At 34.0% G+C, this 25512-nt stretch carries 37 protein-coding genes and 2 tRNA genes; 2 read left to right on the top strand and 37 right to left on the bottom strand.

The window, feature by feature from the left end:
• Nucleotides 1–35: 35 nt before the first annotated feature.
• Nucleotides 36–2690: a pyruvate, phosphate dikinase gene (gene ppdK, locus ABWU56_RS01930; RefSeq protein WP_353281682.1), complete on the bottom strand. Its 2655-nt coding sequence runs from the start codon at nt 2688–2690 to the stop codon at nt 36–38.
• 547 nt (nt 2691–3237) lie between these two features.
• Between ppdK and fabG the strand changes: the two genes are divergently transcribed.
• Together fabG and ABWU56_RS01920 are read left to right on the top strand one after the other, a co-directional pair.
• A complete protein-coding gene (fabG, locus tag ABWU56_RS01925; RefSeq protein ID WP_353281680.1) occupies nt 3238–3972 on the top strand; it encodes a 3-oxoacyl-[acyl-carrier-protein] reductase in 735 nt (244 codons plus the stop codon).
• A gap of 95 nt (nt 3973–4067) precedes the next feature.
• Nucleotides 4068–4403, top strand: a complete 336-nt coding sequence (locus ABWU56_RS01920) for a TrbC/VirB2 family protein (protein ID WP_007302562.1) — start codon at nt 4068–4070, stop codon at nt 4401–4403.
• 1 nt (nt 4404) lies between these two features.
• On the opposite strand, the gene ABWU56_RS01915 is transcribed toward ABWU56_RS01920, so the two are convergent.
• The 36 genes from ABWU56_RS01915 to carA all read right to left on the bottom strand — a co-directional run bounded on the left by ABWU56_RS01915 (nt 4405) and on the right by carA (nt 25225).
• Nucleotides 4405–5694, bottom strand: coding sequence for a M48 family metalloprotease (locus ABWU56_RS01915; RefSeq protein ID WP_353281678.1), 1290 nt, complete (start codon nt 5692–5694; stop codon nt 4405–4407).
• 71 nt (nt 5695–5765) lie between these two features.
• Nucleotides 5766–6410, bottom strand: coding sequence for a 3,4-dihydroxy-2-butanone-4-phosphate synthase (gene ribB / locus ABWU56_RS01910; protein ID WP_353281676.1), 645 nt, complete (start codon nt 6408–6410; stop codon nt 5766–5768).
• A gap of 3 nt (nt 6411–6413) precedes the next feature.
• Nucleotides 6414–6908: a transcription elongation factor GreA gene (gene greA / locus ABWU56_RS01905; RefSeq protein ID WP_007302559.1), complete on the bottom strand. Its 495-nt coding sequence runs from the start codon at nt 6906–6908 to the stop codon at nt 6414–6416.
• Nucleotides 6909–6917: 9 nt separating this feature from the next.
• Nucleotides 6918–8459, bottom strand: coding sequence for a F0F1 ATP synthase subunit alpha (atpA, locus tag ABWU56_RS01900; protein WP_007302558.1), 1542 nt, complete (start codon nt 8457–8459; stop codon nt 6918–6920).
• A complete protein-coding gene (gene atpH / locus ABWU56_RS01895) occupies nt 8456–9004 on the bottom strand; it encodes an ATP synthase F1 subunit delta (protein ID WP_007302557.1) in 549 nt (182 codons plus the stop codon). Before atpH ends, atpA begins: the two co-directional genes overlap by 4 nt.
• 38 nt (nt 9005–9042) lie before the next feature.
• Nucleotides 9043–9396: a YraN family protein gene (locus ABWU56_RS01890; RefSeq protein WP_010404733.1), complete on the bottom strand. Its 354-nt coding sequence runs from the start codon at nt 9394–9396 to the stop codon at nt 9043–9045.
• 11 nt (nt 9397–9407) lie between these two features.
• A complete protein-coding gene (gene rplQ, locus ABWU56_RS01885) occupies nt 9408–9836 on the bottom strand; it encodes a 50S ribosomal protein L17 (RefSeq protein WP_010404731.1) in 429 nt (142 codons plus the stop codon).
• Between the two features lie 7 nt (nt 9837–9843).
• Entirely contained in the window at nt 9844–10911 is a 1068-nt protein-coding gene (locus ABWU56_RS01880; protein ID WP_265030533.1) for a DNA-directed RNA polymerase subunit alpha, read from the bottom strand.
• Nucleotides 10912–10931: 20 nt separating this feature from the next.
• Nucleotides 10932–11318 (bottom strand): 30S ribosomal protein S11, encoded by a 387-nt coding sequence (rpsK, locus tag ABWU56_RS01875; RefSeq protein ID WP_006012273.1) that lies wholly within the window; start codon nt 11316–11318, stop codon nt 10932–10934.
• Between the two features lie 24 nt (nt 11319–11342).
• The gene (gene rpsM / locus ABWU56_RS01870; protein ID WP_010404723.1) at nt 11343–11711 is read right to left on the bottom strand and encodes a 30S ribosomal protein S13; all 369 of its coding nucleotides are present in this window, start codon (nt 11709–11711) and stop codon (nt 11343–11345) included.
• Between the two features lie 59 nt (nt 11712–11770).
• Entirely contained in the window at nt 11771–12412 is a 642-nt protein-coding gene (locus ABWU56_RS01865) for an adenylate kinase family protein (protein WP_052265056.1), read from the bottom strand.
• Nucleotides 12409–13737 carry a preprotein translocase subunit SecY gene (secY, locus tag ABWU56_RS01860; RefSeq protein ID WP_010404717.1) on the bottom strand — a complete coding sequence of 443 codons (1329 nt, stop codon included), beginning with the start codon at nt 13735–13737 and terminating at the stop codon, nt 12409–12411. Before secY ends, ABWU56_RS01865 begins: the two co-directional genes overlap by 4 nt.
• Nucleotides 13738–13740: 3 nt before the next feature.
• A complete protein-coding gene (gene rplO, locus ABWU56_RS01855) occupies nt 13741–14211 on the bottom strand; it encodes a 50S ribosomal protein L15 (RefSeq protein WP_006012263.1) in 471 nt (156 codons plus the stop codon).
• Nucleotides 14212–14214: 3 nt separating this feature from the next.
• Complete coding sequence (gene rpsE, locus ABWU56_RS01850; RefSeq protein WP_010404712.1) at nt 14215–14727, bottom strand: 30S ribosomal protein S5; 513 nt, start codon at nt 14725–14727, stop codon at nt 14215–14217.
• Between the two features lie 12 nt (nt 14728–14739).
• Nucleotides 14740–15111, bottom strand: coding sequence for a 50S ribosomal protein L18 (gene rplR / locus ABWU56_RS01845; RefSeq protein WP_052265059.1), 372 nt, complete (start codon nt 15109–15111; stop codon nt 14740–14742).
• A gap of 5 nt (nt 15112–15116) precedes the next feature.
• A complete protein-coding gene (rplF, locus tag ABWU56_RS01840) occupies nt 15117–15662 on the bottom strand; it encodes a 50S ribosomal protein L6 (protein ID WP_010404706.1) in 546 nt (181 codons plus the stop codon).
• Between the two features lie 16 nt (nt 15663–15678).
• Complete coding sequence (rpsH, locus tag ABWU56_RS01835; protein WP_353281674.1) at nt 15679–16074, bottom strand: 30S ribosomal protein S8; 396 nt, start codon at nt 16072–16074, stop codon at nt 15679–15681.
• 22 nt (nt 16075–16096) lie between these two features.
• Nucleotides 16097–16405, bottom strand: coding sequence for a 30S ribosomal protein S14 (rpsN, locus tag ABWU56_RS01830; RefSeq protein ID WP_007302545.1), 309 nt, complete (start codon nt 16403–16405; stop codon nt 16097–16099).
• A gap of 12 nt (nt 16406–16417) precedes the next feature.
• Complete coding sequence (gene rplE, locus ABWU56_RS01825; protein WP_264374629.1) at nt 16418–16954, bottom strand: 50S ribosomal protein L5; 537 nt, start codon at nt 16952–16954, stop codon at nt 16418–16420.
• Nucleotides 16955–16960: 6 nt separating this feature from the next.
• Nucleotides 16961–17278 (bottom strand): 50S ribosomal protein L24, encoded by a 318-nt coding sequence (rplX, locus tag ABWU56_RS01820; protein ID WP_010404700.1) that lies wholly within the window; start codon nt 17276–17278, stop codon nt 16961–16963.
• Nucleotides 17278–17637 (bottom strand): 50S ribosomal protein L14, encoded by a 360-nt coding sequence (rplN, locus tag ABWU56_RS01815; protein WP_007302542.1) that lies wholly within the window; start codon nt 17635–17637, stop codon nt 17278–17280. The genes rplX and rplN overlap by 1 nt, the downstream gene beginning before the upstream one ends.
• 18 nt (nt 17638–17655) lie before the next feature.
• Nucleotides 17656–17886 carry a 30S ribosomal protein S17 gene (gene rpsQ, locus ABWU56_RS01810; RefSeq protein ID WP_010404696.1) on the bottom strand — a complete coding sequence of 77 codons (231 nt, stop codon included), beginning with the start codon at nt 17884–17886 and terminating at the stop codon, nt 17656–17658.
• Nucleotides 17879–18082: a 50S ribosomal protein L29 gene (rpmC, locus tag ABWU56_RS01805; protein WP_007302540.1), complete on the bottom strand. Its 204-nt coding sequence runs from the start codon at nt 18080–18082 to the stop codon at nt 17879–17881. Before rpmC ends, rpsQ begins: the two co-directional genes overlap by 8 nt.
• Before the next feature lie 11 nt (nt 18083–18093).
• Nucleotides 18094–18507: a 50S ribosomal protein L16 gene (rplP, locus tag ABWU56_RS01800; protein ID WP_353281673.1), complete on the bottom strand. Its 414-nt coding sequence runs from the start codon at nt 18505–18507 to the stop codon at nt 18094–18096.
• A gap of 11 nt (nt 18508–18518) precedes the next feature.
• Entirely contained in the window at nt 18519–19139 is a 621-nt protein-coding gene (rpsC, locus tag ABWU56_RS01795; RefSeq protein WP_265041688.1) for a 30S ribosomal protein S3, read from the bottom strand.
• A gap of 39 nt (nt 19140–19178) precedes the next feature.
• Entirely contained in the window at nt 19179–19529 is a 351-nt protein-coding gene (rplV, locus tag ABWU56_RS01790) for a 50S ribosomal protein L22 (protein WP_007302537.1), read from the bottom strand.
• A gap of 9 nt (nt 19530–19538) precedes the next feature.
• Nucleotides 19539–19823, bottom strand: coding sequence for a 30S ribosomal protein S19 (rpsS, locus tag ABWU56_RS01785; RefSeq protein WP_010404687.1), 285 nt, complete (start codon nt 19821–19823; stop codon nt 19539–19541).
• Nucleotides 19824–19826: 3 nt separating this feature from the next.
• Nucleotides 19827–20651: a 50S ribosomal protein L2 gene (gene rplB / locus ABWU56_RS01780; protein ID WP_353281672.1), complete on the bottom strand. Its 825-nt coding sequence runs from the start codon at nt 20649–20651 to the stop codon at nt 19827–19829.
• 1 nt (nt 20652) lies between these two features.
• Nucleotides 20653–20940 carry a 50S ribosomal protein L23 gene (locus ABWU56_RS01775; RefSeq protein WP_010404680.1) on the bottom strand — a complete coding sequence of 96 codons (288 nt, stop codon included), beginning with the start codon at nt 20938–20940 and terminating at the stop codon, nt 20653–20655.
• A complete protein-coding gene (gene rplD / locus ABWU56_RS01770) occupies nt 20937–21551 on the bottom strand; it encodes a 50S ribosomal protein L4 (RefSeq protein ID WP_353281671.1) in 615 nt (204 codons plus the stop codon). The genes ABWU56_RS01775 and rplD overlap by 4 nt, the downstream gene beginning before the upstream one ends.
• A gap of 2 nt (nt 21552–21553) precedes the next feature.
• Complete coding sequence (rplC, locus tag ABWU56_RS01765) at nt 21554–22276, bottom strand: 50S ribosomal protein L3 (protein WP_353281670.1); 723 nt, start codon at nt 22274–22276, stop codon at nt 21554–21556.
• A gap of 9 nt (nt 22277–22285) precedes the next feature.
• Nucleotides 22286–22606 (bottom strand): 30S ribosomal protein S10, encoded by a 321-nt coding sequence (gene rpsJ / locus ABWU56_RS01760; protein WP_012482004.1) that lies wholly within the window; start codon nt 22604–22606, stop codon nt 22286–22288.
• A gap of 14 nt (nt 22607–22620) precedes the next feature.
• A complete protein-coding gene (tuf, locus tag ABWU56_RS01755) occupies nt 22621–23793 on the bottom strand; it encodes an elongation factor Tu (protein WP_353281258.1) in 1173 nt (390 codons plus the stop codon).
• A gap of 77 nt (nt 23794–23870) precedes the next feature.
• Nucleotides 23871–23941, bottom strand: a tRNA-Gly gene (locus tag ABWU56_RS01750).
• A 4-nt stretch (nt 23942–23945) separates the two neighbouring features.
• Nucleotides 23946–24027: transfer RNA gene (locus tag ABWU56_RS01745), tRNA-Tyr, on the bottom strand.
• Between the two features lie 109 nt (nt 24028–24136).
• The gene (carA, locus tag ABWU56_RS01740) at nt 24137–25225 is read right to left on the bottom strand and encodes a glutamine-hydrolyzing carbamoyl-phosphate synthase small subunit (protein ID WP_353281669.1); all 1089 of its coding nucleotides are present in this window, start codon (nt 25223–25225) and stop codon (nt 24137–24139) included.
• Nucleotides 25226–25512: the final 287 nt, after the last annotated feature.

Below are 25512 nucleotides of genomic sequence, written 5' to 3'. Positions count from 1 at the left end.
GTTAGCGGAATCTATGTTCGCACAGTTAGTTATCGCTATTTACCCAACAAACTTATGCTAAGCTGTGCTGCCACTAATTTTGCAACCAGTACTCTATAAGGCGAGCATGACACATAATCAACCCCTGATTTGATGAAAAACTCTATGGACTGTGGATTCGCTCCATGCTCTCCACATATACCAAGTTTAATTTCTTTTCTGGTTTTTTTGCCCCTTTCGATAGCTATTCTGATTAATTCCCCTACCCCTTCGACATCTAGCACCTCAAAGGGATCGTTTTTGAATATGTTGCTTTCCTTATAAGAATCGAGGAAATTAACTGAATCATCTCGTGAAAGTCCCATAGTTGTTTGTGTTAAATCATTAGTGCCAAAACTAAAAAATTCTGCGTGTTTTGCGAGTTTGTCAGCAATAAGTGCTGCTCTTGGCAGTTCTATCATCGTTCCAATTGAATAGTTCACATCGAAATTTTCGGCTTCTTTCTTTATTAACTCGCATATCAGAATAAACTCTTTCTCACTCATGATAAAAGGAATCATGATTTCAGGTTTCACTTCTATCTTCTTTTCTTTCCTTAATTCACTTGCAGCACTGAGTATTGCCCTAATTTGCATGCCATATATTTCAGGATGAGAAATAGCAAGTCTACAACCTCGATGGCCAAGCATTGGATTTTTTTCTGATAACTGTGCTATTCTATTTTTTACTGATTCAACTGACTTATTCAGTGATTTGGCAATTTTCTCTATAATAGATTGATTGTGGGGCAAAAACTCATGTAGAGGTGGATCAAGTAAACGTATAGTAACCTCCCTGCCCTCCATAATAGAAAATATTTCTTTGAAATCAGACTTTTGCATTTCTTCGAGTTTATTTAATGCATTTGTCCTTTCATTTTCATCATCAGCTATTATCAACTTTTGAATGAATTCGATTCTATCACTAGCAAAAAACATATGTTCTGTGCGACATAATCCTATACCTTCTGAACCGAATTCTTTTGCAATTTTTGCATCTTTTGGAGTATCAGCATTCGCTCTCACCTTCACTGTTTTGATTTCATCTACCCAGTTAATTATCGTTTTGAATTCTTGAGATAATTCAGGCAAAATTGTAGGAAGAATACCAAGCATAACCTCTCCTGTTCCTCCATTGATGGTGATTGATTCACCTTTATTTACTTTTATATCCCCCATAGAAAGAAATTTTTCATCTTTATCAATATAAAGTCCATTTAGACTACAAATGCATGGTTTACCCATTCCACGAGTTACAACAGCGGCATGCGAGGTCATACCTCCTCGCGCTGTTACTATTCCACTTGCAGCATTCATTCCATTAATATCTTCAGGGCTCGTCTCTGATCTTACCAAAATTACTTTTTTACCCTGCTCTGCAGCTTTTTCAGCATCACTTGCACTGAATACTACATATCCAGAAGCAACACCTGGAGAAGCTGGCAGTCCTTTGCCTATTACTTCTTGATCGATTTTAACATCAAGAACTGGATGCAATAAATTGTCAAAAGTTTTTGGATCAATTCTCAATATTCCTTCCTCTTTTGTAATCACTCCTTCGTTTACCATATCAACTATTATGCGAATAGCAGCTTCGGCTGTGCGCTTGCCAGACCTAGTCTGCAAAATCCATAACTTACCGTCCTGTACAGTAAATTCGATATCCTGCATGTCCTTATTATGACTTTCAAGTTTTTCACATACCGCGCATAATTCTCGGTAGACACTTGGTAGCAACTTCTCCATGGTACTTTCTTGCTCCCCGTCAATTGGCATAGGAGTATAAACACCAGAAACCACATCCTCACCCTGAGCATTAACTAAAAACTCACCAAAAAGCTTTTTTTCTCCAGTTGAAGGATTACGTGTAAATATCACGCCGGTTGCAGAATTATCATTTAAATTACCAAAAACCATTGCTTGCACGTTGACCGCTGTTCCAAGGTTTTCAGGAATATTATGTATTCTTCTATAGGAAACAGCCCTATCATTTTTCCAAGAGGCAAATACTGCATTAACTGAGTTTAACAATTGCTCTTCAACGTTCTGCGGGAAATTTTTTCCTATTTTCTCACATACTATCTCTTTAAAATCATTAACAATTTTCTTTAAAACATTAACATCAAGATCAGCTAAGCTTTTTGCTCCACTCTTTTGCTGCTCATTATCAATAACATCTTGAAATAGGTGATGATCAAGCTGTAGTACAACATTGGAGTACATCATGATGAAACGGCAGTAGCTATCGTAAGCAAAACGTTCGCCACTTTTTTTTGCAAGCCCAACAACGGTTTCATCATTTAGACCAACATTTAAAATAGTATCAAGCATGCCCGGCATTGAATTCACACTACCAGAGCGTATGGAAACTAATAAAGGATTATTTGAATCCCCGAATTTACAACCGATGTCACTTTCGAGCATCGCCATGTAGTTTTTTATCTCGTTACGTAGATCACAAGACAATTCATTATCTTGACAATAGGCCTGACAAACAGCAGTGGAAATTGTAAAACCAGGTGGAACAGGAATGCCAATGTTACACATCTCTGCCAGATTTGCTCCCTTCCCTCCTAGTAGATTTCTCATTGCTGCATTACCTTCACAGTTGCTTTGGCTAAAGTAATATATTAACTTTTCTTGCATTTTTTTCGGATTTTCACTAATAAACATACTATACATACTATTCTAATAAATTTGTCAGGCAGGAGTAATAAATTTTGTAAAATTCAGCACAATTAAATAGCCTCTTTTCCTTTCATTCTAGTGTCCCTATTGTCATTCAAGTATTCTTTCCTGTCATCTCAATGACCTCTATGATGTCATTCCTGTTGGAGTATGAATGTAGCCTTATCTCACACTCCTGTCATCCCAGTGCCCAGACACTGGGATCCAGAAGACTGATCAAGTAATAAGAACTAGTCACGCGCTGGCTCTCTTAAATTACTTTAGCTATAAGTGTTAAGAAATTTACCAATCAAAAAAAGGCAAAAGAATCCACATGGTGCTGATTTTATTACTGTAATTGATAATGTGCTAACGCTTAAACGAAGCGTGTTTAGGCTGAATAGAAAAAAATAAAAAAAGGCATGCAGCCGCCATAATTTCGCCAATAAACACAAGATTTGTCAAGAATCTTCTATTAAATGAAAGTTATGAAAAAAATCTATTGCAAGTCTTTTAATATTCTGTTAAGAGCTGGGATAATATAAAAATTATCATGTTCGGATTAGAAGACAGGAAATTTCTGATTACTGGTGCATCAGGCGGAATAGGGCAGGCAATTGTAGAGGTTATGCATAAAGCCGGAGCAACTTTATGTATCTCTGGCACAAAAAAAGAAGTACTAGAAGAAGTTGCTAAAAAATATGAAAAAAACATTCATGTACTCCCTTGTGACTTATCAAATGCTGAAGAGGTAAATCAACTAATAAATGAAGCAGGTGAGTCGATGAAAGGCTTTGATGGGCTCATATGCAATGCAGGCATTACACAAGACAGTTTATTGCTGAGAATGACAGATGAAGCATGGCAAAAGGTGATTGACATTAATTTGAACTCCACGTTTAAGTTAAATAGAGAAGCATGCAGGAAACTGATTAAAAATAATTGGGGAAGAATTATAAATATTTCCTCAATAGTAGGTTTAACAGGCAATGCCGGGCAAGCAAATTATGCAGCTTCTAAAGCTGGGATAATAGCCATGAGTAAATCTATAGCAAAAGAAGTTGCAAGTCGCGGTGTAACAGTAAATTGCATTGCTCCTGGGTTTATAGATACTAAGATGACTGAAGTTTTAAATGAAAAACAAAAAGAAAAAATATTAGATAATATTCCAATGCAAAGAATGGGAACAGGGAAAGAAATAGCAGCAGGAGTATTGTTTTTAGCAAGCGACGAAGCAAGATATATAACGGGGCATGTGCTTAACATCAATGGTGGGCTATTTATGTAGCAACACTTATTTATGGACAAACTATGAGTTTTACCCTAAAATAAATATATATATAAATTTAGATTCACACTAGTTTATTACTTGGAGGCAAAAGAATGAGCTATATAATAAAAAAATTTTTTAATGCTTTATGTATAGTGCTGTTTCTCTCTTTTTCAGATTACGCAAATGCTGCTACTGATATAGATGATACAACTGCCCAAGTAATATGCAATATTATTGGTTATATTTGGGGAATAGGTGGGCCACTTATGACTGTAGTCATAATAGGTGCAGCTTTGCTTGCAATATTTGGTAGAATGCCATGGCCAGCTCTCTTTGCCCTAGGTATGTTTTGTGGTGTATTTTTTGGTGCCAAAGCGATTATAATGAAAATTATACCCGATAGCATTAAACAAGATAGTATGTTGAGCAAGTGTGGGGAAAAATAACTTAAAAATCAGGATTTTTTTGTGTGTATTGTTCCTTCATATCTTCAATTTGCAGCAAGCAAGAGCTATCTCTCGGTAAAGTTTTAATAGCTAACTCAGCGTACTTCATAAATTTCTCTAAATTACCTTCAATACAAGCCTTTTTCGTCAAAGCAAAGTAATACATTGCCATATCAGCGCTACGTTTATATGCAATACTTAAATACTTCCAGACAAAAGCGTTATTTGCTTCTACGCTTGCAATCTGCTCCAGGTAAAAAATTGCCTTCTCTACGTCACCGTATAACAATAAAGTATGAGATAATGCAAGTTTCACTAAATAGTTATTCTTCTCAGATAAATATCTAAGTGATTCTTCATACATTTTTATTGCTTCACTTAAATTTCCAGCTTTGTATAACATCTCCGCTTTTAATTCATATAAATAAGGATCATTGCGTGACTCTTGAATCAATGAATTAACTTTAGTAATAGCCTCTTCTATCTTTCCTTGCCTATAGTGAATTACAGCATTTACATACTTAGAACTACCTTCATATTTATTAGATAACACATGAATAGGAGCAAAGAAAGAGTCTAGCTTTGCAACCATACGCTCAAACTTCAGCAATTTATCTGCAAGGATTGGTTTTATATTGTTTTTAACCTTATAATTCTGTACAGCAAATATACGCTTATCACTAAGTGGGTGAGTGCGGAAATACTCTTCAGTGTTTTCATGCTCAATACTCTTAAAATAGTCAAAAATCTCTTTCATACCCAAATTATCATAGCCAGATTCATCTAGGTATCTTAAAGCATAGCTATCTGCTACACTCTCTTGCTCTTGAGAATAGTTAAAAAACAACCTTGAACTAAGCGTTACACCACTAAGCAAGATTGCACTCGCAACCTGAGGGTTAATGACAATACTAGAAACTAATCCTACCATATAACTAATCATTGCTATTGATTGAAAATAACCTACAGCACTACTCATTTGTAATACATGACCAGCAGATATATGAGCAATTTCATGTGCTAATATACCAAGTAAGACATAAGGTTCAGTCGAATATTGTAAAAGCCCTAAATGAATGAAAATGCTATTATTGTTAATTACAAAAGCATTAATCGATCTATCATCAACTATAAAAACTTTTATTTTATCATTATCAATACCCGCAGCAGAAAATAAAGGTTGCGCTAGATCCTTAACTACCGCTTCCACTTCACTATCTCTAATAATACTAACAGAGTAAGCGCTATTACAGTATACGAAAAAAAATAGTAAAACAAAAAGCTTAGACATGGAAATTCCTTGTTTGTATAACTTTGAGGAATTTTATATTTTAACACTTAAACTATACGAATCTATAAACGCTAGTTTAAATTTTGAACGTAACTGATAAGTTTATCAATGGTAGTTAACTTAATATTATGTTGTTCAGCAAATTCAAGCAACTGGGGTAAGCGCATCATAGAGCCATCATCATTCACTAATTCACAAATAACTGCAGAATGATTACATCCCACTAACTTAGCTATCTCAACACTTGCTTCAGTATGACCAGCACGTTGCTCTACTCCACCCTCATGTGCAATCACAGGAAAAATATGACCGGGAGTTATAATGTCATCCTGAGTTCTATTTTTATCAATAGCAACACGTATAGTTTTTGTTCTATCCTCAGCTGAAACACCCGTAGTAATACCATAACGTGCATCAATTGATGTAGTAAAAGCAGTATGATTTTCACCAACATTTTTTTTTTCCATGAAACTAAGGCCTAACCTTTTCATGTGAACTTTAGTCATTGCTAAACAAACAATCCCTGTACCGTATCTAACCATAAAAGCCACATGTTCTGGCTCTAATTTCTCAGCTAATACAATCAGATCACCTTCATTCTCTCTGTTTTCATCGTCAACTAAAATGAATAATTTACCAGAACTAGCATCCCTCAATACATCTTCCACAGAAGAAATACCGGGTAGACTAATTGAAGGATAAGTTACTTGTACCATGATTTACTTAAACTCAATCTTAACTATTTTATACAATTTCTCTCCATTTGGCACTATCACTTCCACATACTCACCAACTTTTTTGCCAATTAAAGCACTACCGAGTGGTGAATCCGTAGAGATCAACTGCTTTGAAGCATCAGCTTCATACCCACCTACAATCTTATAAACATATTCTATTTCACTGTTATCATCACCGAGCATGCTTACCGTAACAGTTGCACCAAACATTACTGTATCACCAGACAAATTTTTTACTTCTATCACTTCTGCATGTGAAAGTTTACTCTCTACCTCAATTATGCGGCCTTCAATAAAACTTAATCTTTCCCGTGCTGCATGATATTCTGCATTTTCAGATAAATCGCCTTGATCACGAGCATCAGAAATAGCCTGTATGATAGAAGGTTTTTCTTCCTTTAATTTCTCAAGTTCGACTTGCATACTCTCAAAACCTTCCCTTGTAATAGGAAACTTGTTAACAATGGATGAAGTCATAATCACCGCCTAAACGCAATTAAATTGAGTGACAAAATCACTCACAATACCAAGAATATCATCTTTTATATCATCATTCATGTCACCTGACAACTTTTTTAAAACTCCAGGGTGAACAGTTTGAAAATAATTGATAAGATCACACTCGAACCTATTGATGTTGCTCACCTGTACCTTATTTAATTGACCATACAGATTAGAAAAGATATACATAAGCAATACTTGCTCTTCTATTTGCATAGGTGAATACTGTTTTTGCTTTAATAATTCAATAAGGTATTTACCTTTGTTTAAGGACAATTGAACAGTAGCATCAAGATCAGAACCAAATTTAGCAAAGTCTTCCAGTTCTCTATATTGGGCCAAACTCAGCTTTATAGAACCAGCAACTTTTTTCACAGATTTCAATTGTGCAGCAGAGCCAACCCGAGAAACCGATAAACCTATATTCACTGCAGGGCGAAATCCTTTGTGAAACAATTCAGACTCAAGAAAAATTTGTCCATCTGTAATTGAAATCACATTAGTTGGAACATATGCAGATACATCGCCAGCCTGAGTCTCAATAATCGGCAAAGCAGTCAAAGATCCCTGTCCTTTTTCATCAGACATTTTGGCAGCTCTTTCAAGCAAGCGAGAGTGTACATAGAATATATCTCCAGGATAAGCTTCACGACCAGGAGGACGTCTGAGCAATAAGGACATCTGCCTATATGCCACAGCATGCTTAGATAAATCATCATATACCACCAAGCAATGCATTCCATTATCACGGAAAAATTCTCCAATAGTGCAACCGGTATAAGGTGCTAAAAATTGCATAGGCGCGCAGTCAGATGCGCTAGCCACAACTACGGTTGTATACTCTAATGCTCCACTTTCTTTTAGCTTATTCACCACTTTTGCTACTGTCGAAATTTTTTGTCCAATAGCAACATAAACACAGTAAATTTTTTGATTTTCGTTTACCTCATCATTAATCTTCTTCTGATTGATAATAGTATCAATCGCAATAGTGGTTTTACCAATTTGTCTATCGCCAATAATTAATTCACGTTGCCCTCTACCTATAGGAATCAACAAATCTATAATTTTAATTCCTGTCTGCAGAGGTTCATGCACAGATTTACGGTCAATAATACCTGGCGCTTTAGATTCTATATACATTTTGTTCTTGGCTCTAATTTCTCCGCCATCGTCTATAGGATCGCCTAATGCATTTACAACTCTCCCTAATAATTCATGACCTACAGGCACCTGTACAACATCACCACTACATTTTACAACGTCCCCTTCTTTTACATCACGGTCATTGCCAAGCACAACTATTCCAGCTGTATCATGATCTAAATCAAGAACTATTCCTTCTACACCGCTTGCAAAAGATACCTTTTCACCAAACTTTGCTTTTTCCAGCCCATAGACCAATGTGATACCATCCGTTACTGAAATTACTTCACCTATATTTTCTCGTTTTATAGGATTATCAAATGTCTCAACCTTCTCTTTTATTATGTTTACTACTTCAGAGGCATTTATGCTATTCTTCATATACAATTCCTTATTTTCAACATTTCCATTTTACTCAAATCAACCAATCTATCCAAATAACTCTTAAGCGAAGCATCAATCACGTTAAAACCATACCTAACTACAAAGCCACCTAGTATAGAAGGATCAACCACATGACTGACTTTTATTATTTTACCAAGAAAGTTCAAAGATTCAGTAATTATTTTTATATCAGGTTTCTTTAAAATCTCTGCTGATTTTATAGTAATTTCCAATTCATTTTCACTTTCCCTTACAAGATTTAAGAATTTTTCTAATATAAGGATTAATAAACGGGAGCGCTTGTTTGCAAGTGTAACCATAATAAATTTGACTAAGTTTTCACTCAAGTTCTCCTTTATAGAAAGTATCGCTTCTTTTTTGTGCAAAAGAGAAACCATAGGATGAGATAGATACACAAAAACATCTTGATCTTTAAAAAAAGCTAACAAAAATTCTACTTCTTTTCTTATAATACCTAATCTGCTTCCTGAGACATGAAACAGTGCTCTAGCATAAGATGAAACTAAATTATTGTTTTTCATATTCAATTACCTGTTCTAGTAAATCTAAATTATTTTAGCTACCATTGTTCAATCCAAGCATTTTTTATATAAATAGGTCTTCTCCTTAAGGAAAGAAAACATAAATCATATCTGACTGAATAATCTAAAAAATCAAGATTTTTACTTAAGAAATATTTAGAAGAATTTATAATAGACTGACACTGAAAATGAGATATCGGTACTTCTTTTCCAAATAAACTTGTTTTAACTTCTATAAAAATCAGCTCCCTTTTTTTAGATACAATTAAGTCAATTTCACCCAACTTACAACGGAAGCGACGTTTTATAACATTATAGAATTTCAGCTTTAAATATATCGAAACTAACAATTCTCCAAAGTAACCTACAAAATAGCGTAACCTACTTACCATAAAAAGAATAATTAGCTTTGTGTAACTACTTTGCTTCCTTTTTTATTTTTACTATAAATCTCACCTTTTGCTGAAATATCTCTATCAACTAGCTCTATCACTGCCATTGGAGCGCAATCACCCTTTCGAGTACCAAATTTTATTATTCTAGAATATCCACCTTTACGGTCTTGATAACGATTAGCTAGAACGCTTAATAATTTATCAACTACTAACTTACTATTATGAAGACGTGAAAGCAAAAGCCTTCTACCATGTAAAGAATCGTTATTCTTAGCAATTGTAATAAACTTTTCCACATATGGACGAAGTGCTTTAGCCTTTGGTAAAGTAGTTACAATCTGCTCATGATTAATTAACGAGATAGATAGATTCTTTAACATTGATAACCTATGCTCGGTACAACGAGACAGTTTATTTTTCTTTATTCCATGTTTCATATACTACCTAATCCTCATCAGTATGTTGTTTAGCCAGTTCATCTATATCCTTAGGCGGCCAATTTGGTATATTCATACCCAAAGACAAACCTGAATTATTTAAAATTGCCTTGATTTCATTCAAAGACTTTCGGCCAAAATTAGCAGTTCTTAACATTTCAACTTCCGTCTTTTGCACAAGATCACCTATATAAGTGATATTTTCATTTTTCAGACAGTTATGAGATCTAACAGATAATTCCATTTCATCTACTTTACGCAATAGAACAGGATCATAGCCCAAATCTTTAGCACCACTAGACAAAGAAACCTGCGATTTTTTATAACTTATATCAGAACTAATAAAAGGCTGAAATTGCTCCTGTAATATTCTTGCAGCATAGTCAACAGCTTGACTTGGAGAGATTGTACCATCAGTTTCAATTGACAATATTAGCTTATCTTTATCAGTAACTTGACCAACACGACTATTCTCTACTCTATACGAAACCCTCTCGACAGGACTATATAAAGCATTAACTGGAATAAAACCAATTAAATCTTGTTCATTCATAAGCTTTAAAAATTCATTTTCTTTATATTTATTTACAGGAAGATAACCTTTTCCGCTAGCAACATATATAGTAATGTTAAGCTCCACATCTTGACCTAGTGTACATATCACCAAATCTTTATTAACAATAGAGCATTGGTCATCAGTTTCTATCATTCCAGCTAATACTTGACAAGGCCCTTTAGCGCTCAAATTTAAGCACTTATTAGACGTGTTATTTAGCTTACATCTCAACATGCCCATATTTAATGCTATATCAGTTATGTCTTCCCTAACTCCTTGGATCGAAGTAAATTCATGATTCACGCCTTCAATTTTTATTCCATAAACAGCACTACCGCGAAGAGAAGACAACATTACACGCCTTAATGCATGACCCAACGTTAAAGCAAAACCACTTTCCAAAGGTTCTAGAACTATATCACCTTTTTTACTTGAATCACCTGATATTACCTTAATCGCATTAGGCTTAGTTAATCTATCTAAATTTCCACAGAAAGAGACATTATCACTATAATACATACAAAAACCTTCCAAATATCCTATACTCTTCTTTTTTTCCTTAGTCTACACCCATTATGAGGTATCGCCGTTTTATCTGCAATTGAAGTGACAGTCAATCCACAATTCCTAAGTGCTTTAACTGCAGCTTCTGCACCAAAACCAGGACCACGAATTATTACAGAAACAACCTTCATACCAAATCTCTCTATTACTTTCTTCGCAGCAGAATCGGCAACCTTACCTGCAGCATAAGGTGTGGATTTTCTCGAACCAGAAAAACCACATGCACCAACAGAAGTCTGGTAAAGCGTATTACCACAAACATCAGTCACATTTACAAAAGTATTATTAAAAGTTGCACGAATATGGACAATACCAGTAATAAACCTTTTTGTATTCTTACCAACCGTTTTAACTTTTTTCATAAAAACTCACGATAATAACAAATTTTATTTTTTTCCAGCAATAGGCAATTTAGATCTGCCTTTACGAGTTTTAGCATTAGTATGGGTTCTTTGTCCCCTCACAGGCAAACCTTTTCTATGCCTTAATCCTCTATAGCAACCGATTTCTATTAAAGATTTTATATCCATAGCCACTTTTTTTCTGAGCTCACCCTCTATGACATATTTTTGCCTAATAAAGCTACTAATTTTCTCTATATCTTCATCTTGTAATTCTGAAACACGCTTACGCTCATCAATTTTACAGCTACGACAAATTATATTCGCAGTAGTAATACCTATACCATGTATATAAGTTAATGCAAAAGGAATACACTTCTTCACCGGAACATTTATGCCTGCAATACGTGCCACTGATACCTCGATACTTTATTAATAATAACTCTTAATTTATACCATAAAACAACTTATAGTCAAATCAAATTACAAGAAATTTTACTTTCAATCTCTTGCATTACTCTATCAACACTCAAATTAGCGTTAATTGTTAACAACTTGTCCTTATAATACTCGCGCAAACCCTCTATCTGAGAATGATATTCTCTTATCCTCTTATTAATTGCAAGCATATTAGCATCATCAATTCTCTTCTCCAATCTCGTACTTTTACATTTAGCACAAGTAGTATTCTTAAAAGAAGATATACTATATATACTTTTACAATCCAAACAAGTAAGACGATCTTTTAATCTATCAATTGCAATATTATCGTCAAGCTGCAACTCAATTACAAGATCAACATCCCTATTGCATCTTTTTTGCAAAACTTGAGTTAAAAAATGAGCTTGATTTAAATTTCTTGGAAAACCATCTAACAAAAAATCACCATCTATTAATGCAAGCTGGTCACACAATAATTTACATATAACTTCATCTTGAATTAAATTACCAGATTCAACAGTATCCTTTATTCCTTTACCTAATTTACTCCCACTAGATATAATATTCCTTAATAAATCTCCTACTGAAACTAATTTAAAATTATACTTTGCTATTAACAAACTGGACTGAGTACCCTTACCAGAGCCAGGAGGACCAAAAATTGTAATAATCACTTTAGTCTCCTTGTTTTAGACTCATATTTCTTTATCCAACTATCGTACCTATTTGAAAAAACATAAGATTGTACTTGCATAATAGTATCAGTAATAACGTTAACTATAATCAGCAAGCTCGTCCCACCAAAAATAAATGGTATATCATAATGATACCTCATAATTTCAGGTATAGTACATATTACCACCAAATACGCAGACCCAATAAATGTTAATTTAAAAACTATATCTTGAAGATAATCAGAAGTATGTTTTCCAGGCCCTCTACCAGGAATAAAACCACCATTTTTCCTAAGAAAATCAGCATTTTCCTCTGGATTAAATATAAAATTGGTATAGAAAAAATTAAAAAGTACTATGAGTATTAAGTAAGTTATAATGTACATCACTTTATTTGCCATAAAGTAGTTTAAAATAAAATCAGCAATGGCATGACCTTTATAGAAATTTGCAATTGAAATAGGCGTTAATAGAATTGCGTTAGCAAAAATAGTTGGTATTACACCAGATAAATTGATCTTCAATGGAATGTAAGTAAAATCATCATTATGTAATTTTTTAAACTGTTTTTTGGGATATTGAACAATTACCTTTCTATAAGAAGATTCTGTAAAAATGACTAAAAGGAGCAGTAAAAAAAACAATGCTATAACAAAAAGGGTAATGAAAAACGACATACTACCATTTTTATTTAATGTTAGCAGAGATGATAAAGCATTATGTAATTCAGATGTTATGCCAGTAAAAATGATTAATGAGATACCATTGCCTATACCGCTCACACTGATCCGCTCACCAAGCCATATTAAAAATATAGTTCCACCTAAAAGGCTAAAGACACCTATAGTACGAAACATAATACCAGGTTCAACTACAACTAATACCCCTTCCCTATTCATTCTTTCTAACCCTATTAAGATCGTAATTGATTGAAAGATACAAAACACTATAGTCATATAGCGTATATAAGAGTTCATCTTTCGACGTCCTAACTCTCCTTCATTTTTAATTTCATTGATTCCTTTAACGGCAGAAGATAATAATTGCATAACTATGGATGCAACTATGTATGGCATAACGTTTAACGCCAAGATCGTCATTCTAGCTAAAGCGCCACCAGAAAATAAATTAAATACTCCAAAAACACCAGAACTCTCTTTTGGAAATATATCATTGATTATATCAAGATTAACTCCAGGAATAGGAACATAAGTGCCTAAACGATAACAAACTAAAGCCATTAGCGTAAAAAATATACGCTTTAGTAAATCACTTTTATATAATAACGTAGAATCCAAACTATTAAATGCAAATTTACTGCTCATGATTTACGATAGTATTTCTACACTACCACCAACTGAAGCTACAGATCTTTTTGCAGCTTCTGATGCAAAATCAACATGAAACACAAATTTTTCGCTTAATTTACCCTTATTAAGAAGTTTGATTTTACTTTTAACAGATCTGATAAAACCTAATTTATGCAGTAGCTCCTTATCTATGATAGAATCCTTGACTATTTTTTTAGCTTCCATTAAGCACTGTACATCACCAACATTAAATATAGAGTATAAGTTTTTGCGTATAGGCTTAAAACCTCTTTTAGGTAAACGAGTATATATAGACTGCTGTCCACCTTCAAAACCATTTATAGAAACGCCACTTCTCGCTTTTTGCCCTTTATGCCCCCTACCGGATGTTTTACCTTTACCACAACCAATACCTCTACCTAATAATTTAGGCTTCTTTTTCTTAGATAATTTGGTAAACACAGAATTTAATTTTACAGCATCATTCATACTTTACCTATTTCCAACTATCTCACTAATCTTTTTACCCCTCTTACCTGCCACTTGGCGAGGAGATAACATAACATCAAAAGCCTTAAATACTGCACATATAATATTATGGGGATCATTTGATCTAGTAGACTTAGCTACCACATCCTTTATACCTAATACCTCAAAAACCGACCTCATTGCTCCACCAGCAATAATACCCGTTCCAGTTCTTGCAGCTCTTAAAACTATCTCACCAGAACAAAATTTAGCTTTAATATCATGATGTAAAGTTCTACCTTCACGTAAGTATACCCTAATCATCGACTTCTTTGCAGCATTTACAGCTTTCACTCTTGCTTCAGCAACCTCTGCGTGTTTACCTATTCCACATCCTACCCTACCCTTACCATCACCAACAACAACCAAAGTTGAAAATGAAAATCTTCTACCACCTTTAGTAACCGTTGTTACCCTTCGCACTGAAACCAAAAGTTCTGATAAATCATTATTATTTTGTAAATTCTTTACAGCCATATTTAAAACCTTCTAAAATTTAAATCCAGAGCTTCTTAAAGCCTCAGCAAATTGAGAAATCAATCCTGTATACTTATATGCTCCCCGATCAAAGACGAACCGCTGCTGCAATTTTGTACTAGGCAGACGCTCAATCAATAAAGAAGAAACCTGTTTTATAGTTTCAGCATTGACCCTACCTTTACATACATTCCTAATTTTATCATCCAAAGTAGAAGCAGAAGCTAGGGTTATTCCTTTTGCATCGTTAATCAACTGAACGTAAAAATGTTTATTAGACTTAAATACGGATATACGTAAACGTCCAGCGCTCTTATCGAGCTTCGCTCTATTACGAAGTTTCCTTTTTTCATAGCTACTTAAAAAATTATACAATCTTTTCATTTTAATTACTTCTTTTTATTTACAACCTTACGCAGCATAAATTTGCCTTTTATTACAATACCCTTACCTTTATAAGGATCATATTTTCTAATTTTGCATATATCAGAAGCCACCATATAGACTTTTTGCTTATCCATACCGCGAATCACTAAATGAGTTGGCTTTATACACTTAATCTCAACGTCTTTAGGCACTTTATACTTAATATTATGACTATAACCAAGATATAAAGTCAAATACTTATCATCACATTCTGCTTTATACCCCACACCATTAATCTCAAGATCAACAGAAAAATCATTAACCATACCGTTAATCATGTTATTAATATTACTTCTATAAGTGCCCCATATAGATTTTATTTTATCATAATCATCCCTGCCTTGATCAACAGAAAGTAACAATTGATTATCAACTATCTGACACAGAATGCCACTACACAAGTTCAGCTCTTTTTCTGCCCTAACACTTCTTATTAATACCCTACCATCATTATATTCAACTGAAAGATCAGCAGGAATATTGATAGGTGCGGCACCTATACGAGACATACATTTCTCCTATCATTTAAAATACACGACACAAAACTTCTCCACCAACTTTTAATCTACGTGCATTATAATCGGTCATCACTCCTTTCGGTGTAGATATAATAAAAATTCCAAGACCATTATATGCTTTAGAAATGTCCTTACACTTAGAATAATAACGACAACCGGGCTTTGATATCCTAGCTATATCATTAATCACAGGTGATTTATCATAATACTTCAACTGCACAACAAGCGAAGGGATACTATCACTCTCTTGCTTTTCATAATTAAGAATATACCCTTCCTCTTTTAAGATCTTCAATATAGAAGAATTCACTTTAGAGAATAGGACTCTTGTTTCCCTATGCATTGCCAATTGAGCATTACGTATTCTTGTTAAAAAATCACCAATACCATCAGATAACGACACTATTACACTCCTTATATCACATTTACCAACTAGATTTTGTAACCCCTGGAACTTGTCCAAAAGAACACAAATCACGTAAAACAATCCTACATAAACCAAATTTTCTATATACTCCTCTCGGCCTACCAGTTAAAGCGCATCTATTCCTAATTCTGATTTTAGAAGAATCTCTAGGCAATTTTTTAATCAGCTTACTTTGAGCTGCAAACCTTTTTGCAATAGATAAATCCTTATTATTCATTATAGATTTTAATTCTTCCCTTCTCTCCCTATATTGATCGCATAACTTTATTCTACGAAGATTCTTCTGTATCATGGATTTTTTTGCCATATATATTTTCTCTCAATTATCAAAAAAAGGGAATTTAAGAGCCAGTAATAATTCCTTTGCTTCCTTATCACTAACTGCACTTGTTATAATATTAATATCCATACCTCTAATTTTACTTATTTTATCATAGTCTATTTCTAAAAATGATATATGCTCCTTGATACCAAGGGAAAAATTACCATGACCATCAAATTGCTTCACACTAAACCCTCTAAAATCTTTTTCCCTTGGCAAAGCAATATATATTAATCTTTCTAAGAATTCATACATTTTATTTCTACGCAAAGTCACTTTACAACCTACAGTTGCACCTTTTCTAATTTTGAAACCAGAAATAGATTTTTTTGCAAAGGTTAACACAGGCTTTTGCCCAGCAATCAAATGTAGATTATCAAATGGCTCATTTATCGCTTTATTGTCCGTAGCAGCATCTCCAACGCCCATATTGATACACACCTTGACAAGTTTAGGCACTTGCATTACATTGCCGTAATTAAACTTATCCTTTAAGGATTTTACTATATTATCTTTATACAATTGTTTAAACATATCAACCTAATCTATCACTTCTCCAGAAACTTTTGCAAAACGCACTTTTCTACCATCTATAATCTTAAATCCTACTTTAGTTGGAGTTTTACACTTAGGATCCAATATTGCAACATTGGATACATCAATAGCTAACTCTTTATTCAATATACCACCACCACTACCAGCTCTTGGTTTAGTATGTCTCTTACACACATTTACGCCAGAAACAACTACTTTCTTTTTAGCATCACGTATTATAACTTTGATTACCTTACCAATTTTTCTCTTATCTTTACCAGTTAAAACTATAATATCATCACCACTTTTTATTTTAGCACTCATTATAAAACCTCATCAGCTAATGACATTATTTTCATAAAAGAACCAGATAACAACTTTTTTACTGGACCAAACACCCGAGTGCCAAGTGGTTCACCTTGATCATTAATTAAAACCACAGCATTGCTAGAAAAACGAATTACAGAACCATCAGATTTCTTAACACTATTTTTTACTCTAACAACAACTGCTTTATATACTTTTCCTTTTTCAACTTTACCTTTTGGGTTAATAGACTTAGTAGATATAATAATCGTATCACCTACAGATGCAGATTTCCTACCACCTAACAAGCCAATACAAAGCACTGCACGCGCACCAGAATTATCAGCTACTTCTAACAATGTATTTTTTTGAATCATATAAATACCTATTCCTTTTTAGCTATTGATAACAACCCATTTTTTAGTAACAGAAATAGGCTTATGTTCCTGTATTAAAACCCTATCTCCCTTTTTGCAACTATTATTCTCATCATGTGCTGTATACTTCTTGTATTTTTTAATAACTTTTTTATACAGCCTATCCTTATACACTTGTAACACCGAAACCTTTACAGTCTTATCAGACTCAGCATTAGTTACGACACCACAAAAAACCTTCTTAGGCATTTTTTCCCTCTCTCTTTCTTCTATTTAATACAGTTAGACTACGAGCTATGCTCTTTCTTATTAAGCTAAAACGCGAAAAATTGTTGCACTGGCCCAGCTTTTTTTGAAAAGCCAAATTAACAAATTCTTTCCTCAAATTCACAAGAAGTTCATGTAATCCTTGTGAAGATTCTGATTCAAATTTAACTATATCCATTGCAACTCCATTCAATTATGATTAGATATAAATTTACACTTCATAGGAAGCTTAGCAGTCGCTTTTTCAAGCGCCAATCTTGCTAAATGCATGGGAACATCACTACTAATTTCAAACAAAACCCTACCGGGCTTAGCTTTAAATACCCAAAATTCAACACTACCTTTCCCTTTACCCATACGTACATCTGCTGGCTTTTTACTAACCGGGGTATCAGGAAAAATCCTTATCCACACTTTACCAGAGCGTTTTAACGTTCTAGATATTACGCGCCTTGCAGTTTCAATATGCTTAGACTGAACCTTACCTACTTCCATAGCTTTTAATCCATAATCTCCAAAAGACAGCGCGCTACCACCCTTAGCATTACCCTTAATTCTCCCCTTAAATACCTTTTTATATTTACTCTTTTTGGGAACAAACATTTCAATATACCTTAACTACCAACATAAACCCAAACTTTAACTCCTATAATACCACATATAGTCTTCGCTTCACAAAAAGCATAATCTATATTAGCACGCAAAGTGTGTAAAGGCAAACGACCTTCTTTGTACCATTCAGTACGAGCTATTTCAGCTCCGCCAAGACGCCCAGAGCAACTTACTTTAATACCCTCAGCACCCATCTTCAAACAATTTTGAATAGCTTTTTTCATCGCTCTTCTACATGAAATCCTTTTTTCTAGCTGATGTGTAATACTCCTTGATATTAAAACTGCATCTATTTCAGACTTTTTAACTCCTACTACATTCACTTCGACACTACTTTCTACTTTTTTAGCTATTTTTTGCTTTATCTTCTCAACATCCAAACCTTTCTTACCTATTATAACTCCAGGCTTAGAAGAATGTATTATTACAGACACTAAATTAACTGTACGCTCTACAGTTACTTTAGAAATACCAGCATGCTTAAAGGATTCATTTATATAACTGCGAATAAATAGATCTTGATGCAATTTCTGTTTATAATCATCCGTAGCACACCAAACAGAATCCCAGGTATTACTATTTATTTGCAATCTAAATACTTTAGGATTAACCTTCTGTCCCATATTTTTACACTTTCCTTATTAATTTTCCATTTCTATAAATTATACAATTTCTTTCAATTTTATAGTTATATTACTATAAAATTTGCTCATTCTATTAGCCCTACCCATAGCTTTTGGATATACTCTACGCAAAGTAAGTGACTTACCTATTAAAATTTCCTTTATATATAAATTATCAACGTTCAATCCATAATTATTTTGAGCATTAGCAATTGCAGAATTCAACACCTTCATTATAAAACCGGCAGCCTTTTTTTCACAAAATCTTAATTGTACATTAGCAAAAGAAACTTTTTTATTACGCACTAAATCAGCAACCAAATTTAATTTGCGAGGAGTTGATCTTAAAACCTTAGAACCAGCCTCAACTATTATATCCCTATTTTTCATATCAATTGCCTACCTTCTTGTTGCCTTTTTATCACCACCATGCCCAGTAAATTTACGAGTAGGTGAAAATTCACCGAATTTATGACCTATCATATTCTGATTATCAACACTAACAGGAATGTAATCTTTACCATTATAAACAGCAAATTTTAAACCCAAACAATTAGGAAGAATTACAGAAGCCCTGGAATGAATTTTTATCACCTTATTAATAGAACCCTCTTTTAAAGCTCTCTGAACTAATCTTAGTACAGATGGGTGTAAAAAAGGTGGTTTCCATACAGATCTACTCATAAATTAACCTTTCAATTTTTTTATATACTTATCACTAGATTTATTTTTTTTCCTAGTTTTCTTTCCTTTTGTTGCAACACCCCAAGGAGTAACAGGATGACGACCGCCAGAAGTTTTTCCCTCTCCACCTCCATGAGGATGGTCAACCGGATTCATTGCAACTCCACGTACAGTAGGTCTAATCCCAAGCCACCTACTTCTCCCAGCTTTACCCAACTTTCTATTCTTATGGTCAGGGTTAGATACTACACCAATAGTAGCCTTGCAAGAAGATAAAATCAACCTAATTTGACCAGACCTGAGTCGTAATAAAACATATTGGCCATCACGACCAACGATTTGTGCATAACAACCAGCAGCTCTAGCAATCGCAGCACCATTACCTGGCTTCAGCTCAACATTATGAACGAAAGAACCAACAGGTATATTCTTGAGTAGTAAACAATTCCCTGGCAAAATATCAGCATCATCTCCAGCTGTCACAACATCACCAGGCTTCATACCTTGAGGAGCTAATATATAAGATTTAATATCATCTTCCTTATATGATATTAATGCTAAAAACCCACTTCTATTTGGATCATACTCTATTTTCTCAACTATACCTTGATCACTTCTGTTACGTTTAAAATCTATAACTCTATACTTCTTCTTGTGACCACCACCCCTGTGACGAGTTGTAATTCTACCATGATTATTTCTTCCACCACTGGATTTCTTGCCAAATACAAGAGACTTCTCCGGCTTATCTTTTGATAAACCAATTTTACTTATTAATATAGTCCCACGAGAAGACGGAGTAACAGGATTAAAAAATTTCATACCCATATTAAACGCTCATTATATCTAATTTTTGACCATCTATCAAAGAAAAATAAACCTTTTTTCTCTGTTTTTTACAACCAACCACACCCCTGAAACGTCTATATTTAGGTTTAACTCTAATAACATTTATAGAAGAAATTCTGACATTAAATAAAGACTCTATTGCCGATTTTATTTGACGCTTATTTACATTTACAAAAACATACAAAGAGTATTTATTAAACTTCTCTCTTAAAAGAGAAGCCTTTTCTGTGATTACAGGAGATTTTATTATATTATTATATTTAATCATAACAATCTACCTTCAAGATGCTTTAAAGTGTCTTTTGTTAACATCACGCATTCATGATTCAATATATCAAAAACATTTAACCCAATAGGTTTGATTAAATCTACATAATGCAAATTTTTAGCAGCACGTAACAAATCATCTCCATAATCACCAACTATTAAAAAAGAAGAAAATTTAAAATTTTTAATATATTCACACATTTTAGATGTTTTCTTCACATCAACATTTAAACTATCAAGAACAATAACTTGATTATTTAAATATTTTAGAGATAAAGCAATTTTCAAACCCAATTTACGTACTTTTTTATTAAGAGAATAAGCATGACTCCTCACAACAGGACCAAAAATAATTCCACCACCTCTAAACTGAGGAGATCGCAAGCTCCCCTGTCTCGCCCTACCGGTACGTTTTTGACCATACGGCTTAGCTGTTGTACCAGAAACATCACTGATACCCTTTGTTTTATGAGTACCAACTCTTCTCTTTGCTAATTGCCATCTCACTATATCATGCAAAATACTCAATTTTTGCTTGGCAGAAAATATCAAGGGATTAAGCTCAACACTACCTACATTATTATTAGATAGATCAACTAATTCACATTCCATAACTAACTCACCAAATTATTAGCATCATCACTCATATTCAACAGCAGACCTGCTGGAAAAGGAACATCTTTATGTAAAGGCTTTTTAACTGCATCTCTCACAAAAACATAAGAGTTTTTAAACCCAGGAACATTATTACCCCTTACAGCAATTATGCTATTTTCATAATCAATGGATAATATTTTCATATTCTGTACAGTTACTCTGCTATTACCTAAATGACCAGCCATTTTCTTCCCCTTGAATACTCTACCAGGATCTTGACATTGACCAGTAGAACCTTGTGATCTATGAGCAATAGAAACGCCATGAGATGCCCTAAGCCCACTGAAGTTATGCCGCTTCATCACACCAGCAAACCCTTTACCTAAAGAATAACCCGTAATGTCAAGATATTGACCAACTACAAAATGATTAACCCCCACCTTTTTACCACATTCTATTCCGAATAGATCAGTTAATCTACTTTCATATAATTTACATTTACTATTTATACCCTTTTTCTTTAAATATTCCAACTGAGGTTTTGCTATTTTTTTTAAATCTCCTGTGCCTAAAATGACTGAATTGTAGCCACATTTATCTTGTCCTTTTATATCGATAATATAAGTTTCGCTGAGATGCAATAAGGTTACAGCCATGCGACTATTATCAAAATACATAGCAGTATGGCCAACATTCGTCATTAACAAACCAATTCTCCTAAGCGAATTTATTCTCTTCATTTCCTTTTCCTAAATATTAACTTCCTTAACCTTTAAATCCACTTCTACACCAGCAGAAAAAGATAAATCTGCAAGCATCTTCATCATAGTAGAAGTAGGATTATGCACAATAATTAACCGCTTAGAAATTCTCATTTCAAATTGCTCACGAGATTTTTTATCAACATGAGGAGACCTATTAACAGTAAATTTAGAATCTTTTCTTGGCAACGCAATCGGACCAGATAAATCTGCATTAAACTGCTTTAATTGATCAATAAACTCGCGAATACACTTTTCCAACAAAGAACAATCGAAAGCTTTGATTCTAATATATATATCTTGCTTCATCTTAGTTATTATACTCATTCTAAAATTTCCGAAACAACGCCAGAACCAACAGTTCTACCACCTTCTCTTATCGCAAAACGTAATCCTTTATCCATTGCTATTGGTACTTGCAACTCCACTTCTATACTTACATTGTCCCCTGGCATTACCATCTCCTTTCCATCTAGCAATTTTATGCTCCCAGTTACATCCGTTGTCCTTAAATAAAACTGTGGCTGATAATTTTCAAAAAATGGTGTATGCCTCCCTCCTTCTTCTTTCTTCAATATATACACCTCCGCATTAAATTTCTTATGCGGGGTTATTGTCCCTGGTTTTGCCAATACTTGCCCTCTCTCCACTTCTTCTCTCTTTGTTCCTCTTAGTAGTATTCCTACATTGAGTCCTGCACTTCCCTTATCTAGCAACTTCTTAAACATCTCAACACCAGTACATGTCGTCTTTTGCGTCGCTTTCAGACCTATTATCTCTATATCATCCCCTGTCTTTATCTCCCCCTTCTCTATTCTTCCTGTTACTACCGTCCCTCGGCCCGATATTGAAAATACATCTTCTATTGGCAACAAAAACGGCAAATCTACAGGCCTTGGAGGTACTGCCACATACTCATCTAACTTCTCCATCAATTTATCTATTGATTTCTTTCCATACTCACTACTATCATCCTCTAATGCTTTTAACGCAGACCCAACTATCACAGGCACTTCATCACCTGGAAATTTATACTTACTCAGCAACTCTCTCACTTCCATTTCCACCAAATCTATCATATCAGCATCAGCAACATCAGCTTTATTTATATATACCACGATATATCCAACACCCACCTGTTTTGCCAGCAATATATGCTCTCTCGTTTGTGGCATCGGCCCATCAACCCCTGACACTACCAATATCGCTGCATCCATCTGTGCTGCACCTACTATCATATTCTTTACATAATCAGCATGTCCAGGGCAATCAACGTGTGCATAGTGTCTCTTTTCTGTTTGATATTCAACATGCGCTGTTGCTATTGTTATACCTCTCTTTCTTTCTTCTGGCGCTTTATCTATTTGATCATATGCTACAAAATTACCATAATGCTTTGTTATCGCCGCTGTTAACGTTGTCTTCCCATGATCCACATGTCCTATCGTTCCCACGTTTATATGCGGCTTTCCAAATGCTTCTACTATCGCTGTCATAATTTTAACTCTTCTACCTAAAATACAAATACATCAATAAATAATATGTTGATTTTATATAAATACAACAAAAAAAGAGCGGATAGTGGGAATCGAACCCACGTCACTAGCTTGGAAGGCTAGAGCTCTACCATTGAGCTATACCCGCACAATGGAGGAGGTAGGATTCGAACCTACGTACGCAATGCGGACAGATTTACAGTCTGTTACCTTTAACCACTCGGTCACTCCTCCACAAAAATCTGTTAAGAGAACACTACCTTAACTTAAGTTTTATTATTCCTAATATTAAACATCCAAATCCAAAAGATCAAGTAATAAAAGCTAATCTAACTGATTTCAGTTAGATTTTACTTTTATATAACAAAATATTGTCAATAAAACGCCCAAATAAATAATGTGAATCATGTGTACCTGGCGCTTCTTCTGGATGGTATTGAGTAGAAAAGACTGGGTAATCCTTCATCATTATCCCCTCTACACTATTATCAAATAGAGAAATATGAGTAACTTCAACGTTACTTGGAAGAGAAGCTGAATCAACAACAAAACCATGATTTTGGCTAGTTATCTCAACTTTTTTACTCTCCAGATCATAAACTGGATGATTACTCCCTCGATGACCAATATCCATCTTGACAGTCTTTGCTCCCAAAGTAACTGCAAGTAATTGATGGCCCAGGCATATGCCAAAAACTGGTATTTTAGATTTCACAATAATTTCTATTTCTGAAATTACACTCTCTCCTATCTCTTGTGGATCACCAGGGCCATTTGAAAGCACTATACCATCTGGATTCATGCTTAATATTTTGTGAGCAAAACCTGTATCTGGTTTGACTAATTCAACCGTACAATCAAGTTCTACTAAGCGTGAGATTATACTATTTTTTATACCGAAATCAACAATTACAATCCTATATTTTGCATTAAGAACGCTTTGAAAGTTATTACTTAAACTGACTTTCTTAGTTATTTCTATTCCATTTACAGATTTGTATTTCTTCAATTCATCTAATATATGTGCCTCACTTGACGGACATATCATTCCATTTTGAGATCCATGTTTTCTCAAATATCTCGTCAAAGCTCTAGTATCAATTCCCGATATCCCAACTACATTATTTTTCTCCAACCAATCATTTAAACTAATATATGAAGAAGAGTGAGACATAGGAGAAAGTTCACGCATAACCACACCACTTGCAAAAACTTTTTCTCCTTCATTATCTTTGTGATTTATTCCAACATTACCAATATGAGGAAAAGTGAACGCTATTATTTGATCAGCAAAAGAAGGATCGGTTATAGTATGCTGATAACCTGTCATACCAGTGGTAAAACAAACTTCACCTATACATTTGCCTCTTTTACCTACCGATTTTCCCAAAAAGCACTTGCCATCTTGTAAAACTAAAGCTGCATCCTGCATTTAATTCTCTCAACTCATTTAAAATATTATATAAGAATTTTAAATTACAAGTAAGCAAATACTAAATTTCCCTTTAAGTTTATATAAAATTCAAAATTATAAGTAGCTTTCTTTTTTTATTATTTAGCAAAATTATAGCAAACTTAACTTGTGTGAATAGGCAATAGTCATTACATTCATACTTCACGTTATGTAAATTCACATGGATAGAAAAACTTGTCTCATTACAGGAGCATCATCTGTCATTGGAGAAAGTCTAGCACGGTTGCTCATTAAAGATGGATGAT

Origin of the sequence: Wolbachia endosymbiont (group B) of Horisme vitalbata, assembly GCF_964028625.1 — a bacterium.
GTDB lineage: Bacteria > Pseudomonadota > Alphaproteobacteria > Rickettsiales > Anaplasmataceae > Wolbachia.
Note: the sequence above shows the minus strand (reverse complement) of the source record. Positions and strands in the feature narration are given on the sequence as shown.